Annotated in this window: 3 protein-coding genes; 2 read left to right on the forward strand and 1 reads right to left on the reverse strand. The window is 65.4% G+C overall.

What is annotated here, in order from left to right; translation table 11 throughout:
* Window positions 1–102 precede the first annotated feature (102 nt).
* Window positions 103–408 carry a hypothetical protein gene (locus ACE101_RS21110; protein ID WP_379133679.1) on the reverse strand — a complete coding sequence of 102 codons (306 nt, stop codon included), beginning with the start codon at window positions 406–408 and terminating at the stop codon, window positions 103–105.
* A 189-nt stretch (window positions 409–597) separates the two neighbouring features.
* Between ACE101_RS21110 and ACE101_RS21115 the strand changes: the two genes are divergently transcribed.
* Window positions 598–1,200, forward strand: a complete 603-nt coding sequence (locus ACE101_RS21115; RefSeq protein WP_379133682.1) for a PAS domain-containing protein — start codon at window positions 598–600, stop codon at window positions 1,198–1,200.
* 304 nt (window positions 1,201–1,504) lie between these two features.
* Window positions 1,505–2,986 carry a methyl-accepting chemotaxis protein gene (locus ACE101_RS21120; RefSeq protein WP_379138827.1) on the forward strand — a complete coding sequence of 494 codons (1,482 nt, stop codon included), beginning with the start codon at window positions 1,505–1,507 and terminating at the stop codon, window positions 2,984–2,986.
* Window positions 2,987–3,229: the final 243 nt, after the last annotated feature.

Consider the following 3,229-nt stretch of genomic DNA (forward strand, 5'->3'; position numbering starts at 1 on the left):
CAAATCAGCACGTCATATTACCTAAAGATAATAAAATATATCGCAGCGTATGATATTCAATTTATAAAATCTCACGAGACAATGCGAATTCATGGGCAAAAATCAATCCCCCTTGCCAAGTCTCCTGGCCGTCGCCAGCACCAGATCCAGCAAATGCTGACGCGTGTCCGGATCGCTGATCCGGCTGAACGCGCGTACGAGTTCGACCGACTGGTTCTCCAGGCTCAAGGGACCGGCTGATCCATCAGCCGGAACTTCGTTCGGCAATGCATCGAGCCGGGTCCCGAGCACCGCCTCGATCCGCCGCAGGCGATCAGCACGACAGCTTCTGGTTGATTGCTGGTCATCCTTCGCAGATGCATTGAGACGACAGCCAGGATCGTCCGAATGACGCTCGCGCTTGGTCATCAGCTTCTCCTCGGCGCAGCCAGCCCGCGGTGTGGCGCCGGCACAATAACACGGATGCAGCGTCACAGTACCGAGGATTGCATACAATCAAAGCTATTGATCCCGCTTGCGTTTTCACGTTACGAGCCGGATCCGGGAAACAGACCGGAACGACCGGCGGTTGTGCCAAGGCGGGGTGAGAGGGCATCGATGCCGGGCTCGGATTACACACTCGACGCGGGGGTGAATCCCCTCAGCGAGCTGATGACAGCGGAATCGGTAGGCACCTGGGATTGGGACATCCCGGCCAACCGCCTCTACACCGATGACGTGCTGGCACGCCTGTTCGGCGTCGATCCCGAGCAGTCGAAGGCCGGCTTGCCGCTGGAGCACTATACGGACGGCATCCATCCGCAGGATCGCGAGTGGGTGGTGCCGTACATCGCCGACGCCACCGAGCGCTCCGGCCTGCTCATTGCGGAGTACCGTACCTGCTCGCAAGGGGGCGACGTGCGCTGGGTGCTGGCGCGCGGCCAGTTCTATCACGACGCGGTCGGCCGGCCCCTGCGCAGCCGCGGCATCATCATCGACATCACCAACCGCAAGCTCGACGGGGAGTCCTTCGCGGGCGAGGTGACCCCGCAGGCTCATCATCCGCTCGAACGGGCGGCCGATCTGTGCCTGTCGGTGCGTGACACCATCGTCGAGGCTGACAATCCCTTCCTGCTGAAGCTCATCGACATGCTGCTGCTGGAGCTGGGCCGCGAAGTGGGCGAGCTGGCGCGGGCCGAACGGCGCCAGCGTCTCAACTGACGCCGGCCGACCTGGCTGGCCTCGCGGGATCCCGTGCAGGGGTTCCGAACCCGGCTGGATGCGGCGACCGGATACGCGGGCCCTGCGGCGCTGAGCGGAGCCCGATGGCGCATCGCGCAGCGGAGAGCCGGACGGCGAAGGCCGATGCCGGCTTTCCGGGCAGCCACGATCCGGATCGGTTGTGTTCGCGAAATTTTAGGCCTTCCGACTCATCCATGGGTTGCAAAAGCTGCTGACCCGGCGATCCACCCGGACTGCGCGCGGCATGTGCGGCTTTTCCGATGCGTGCTGCGGGGGGCTGACCATGTTCGGACGGATGAAGCGGGCCGCTGCGGAGGCCATGACAAAGCTCGCCGCGCTCGACCGCTCCCAGGCCGTCATCGAGTTCGATCGCGACGGGACGATCCTCACCGCCAACGCGAACTTCCTTGCCGCCGTCGGTTACGACCTGTCCGAGATCGAGGGCCGGCACCACGACCTGTTCGTCGAGCCGGCCTATCGCGCCAGCGCGGCCTATGCCGAGTTCTGGGCCACGCTCCGGCGTGGCGAGTTCCATGCCGGCCAGTTCAAGCGGATCGCCAAGGACGGCCGCGAGATCTGGATCGAGGCCACCTACAATCCCATCCGCGACCGTGCCGGCAAGCTCCACAAAGTCATCAAGTTCGCCACCGACGTCACCCGTCAGAGGCTGGAGGATGCCGACCGCAAGGGCCAGATCGACGCCATCCGCAAGTCGCAGGCGGTCATCACCTTCGATCTCGATGGCCGCGTGCTCGATGCCAACGACAATTTCCTGAGGGCGGTCGGCTACGCGATGGCCGAGATCGCCGGCCGGCACCACAGCCTGTTCGTGGATCCGGCCCTGAAGGCGAGCCCGGACTACGCTGAATTCTGGTCGCGCCTGCGGCGGGGCGAGTACCAAGCCGGGCAGTACCGGCGGCTCGGCAAGGGCGGACGCGAGATCTGGATCGAGGCGTCCTACAACCCGATCCTGGATGCCGGCGGCCGGCCCTACAAGGTGGTGAAGTTCGCCACCGACATCACCGCCCAGGTGAGGCTGCTCGGCGAGTTCAGGCGCCTCATCGAGCAGAATTTCGGCGAGATCGAAGGCGCGGTCGGGCGCACGACCCGGGAGGCGGGCGGCGCGGGCGAGGCCGCAGGCGCGACGTCGCAGGCCGTTCAGACCATGGCGGCGGCCGCGGAGGAACTCGCCGCGTCGGTGACCGAGATCTCGGAGACCATGGCCAAGGCCCGCTTCGTGATCGACCGGACGCATCAGCAGGTGCACTCCGCGAGCGGGGTCACGCGGAGCCTGTCGACGGCCACGATCGCGATGAGCGGGATCGTCGGGCTGATCCAGACGATCGCGAACCAGATCAACCTCCTGGCGCTCAATGCCACGATCGAGTCGGCACGGGCGGGCGCGGCGGGCCGCGGCTTCGCGGTGGTGGCCCAGGAGGTCAAGAGTCTCGCCAACCAAGCCTCGCAGGCGACCGCGCAGATCTCGGCCGAGATCGGCAACGTGCAGGCCATCTCCGAGCAGGTCGTGACGTCGCTGGAGGCGATCCAGCACTCGTTCGGCACCATGCTGGAGCACGTGACCAGCACGGCCACGGCGGTGGAGGAGCAGAGCGCGGTCACGCGCGACCTGTCGGCGAACATGCAGAGCGCGGCGGGTGCGGTGACCCTGATCGCGGAGAACATGCGGGTGATCTCCGGCTCGGTGGCCGGCATCTCGGAGGCGGTCGCAACCACCAAGACCGCGGCCCGGATCCTCACCCGATAGGCGCTTCACGGGGATCCCGCCCGCGCGCCTCAGCAGAAGCCGCCCCACGCGATTCTGCTTGAATTCCTGCTCCCGGATTTTCGCCGCCGAACTCGCCACCACGTCTACCAACGGCCCGAGATGCTGACGCACCGGTCCGTTGGGCCATCTCGAAATTTCAGCGCCAAGTCGGAGATTTCGCGGACATTCGAGAACGGAACCAGCGGTCATGTTCGATGACCGCTGGTATTGGGCGAATGATGC

It is taken from the genome of Methylobacterium carpenticola, from assembly GCF_042748905.1.
GTDB lineage: Bacteria > Pseudomonadota > Alphaproteobacteria > Rhizobiales > Beijerinckiaceae > Methylobacterium > Methylobacterium carpenticola.

Excerpts from the sequence above, each read along its gene's own strand:
- ACE101_RS21115 (WP_379133682.1), top strand. The coding sequence starts at position 598 with ATGCCGGGCTCGGATTACACACTCGACGCGGGGGTGAATCCCCTCAGC.
- ACE101_RS21120 (WP_379138827.1), top strand. The coding sequence starts at position 1,505 with ATGTTCGGACGGATGAAGCGGGCCGCTGCGGAGGCCATGACAAAGCTC.
- ACE101_RS21110 (WP_379133679.1), bottom strand. The coding sequence starts at position 408 with ATGACCAAGCGCGAGCGTCATTCGGACGATCCTGGCTGTCGTCTCAAT.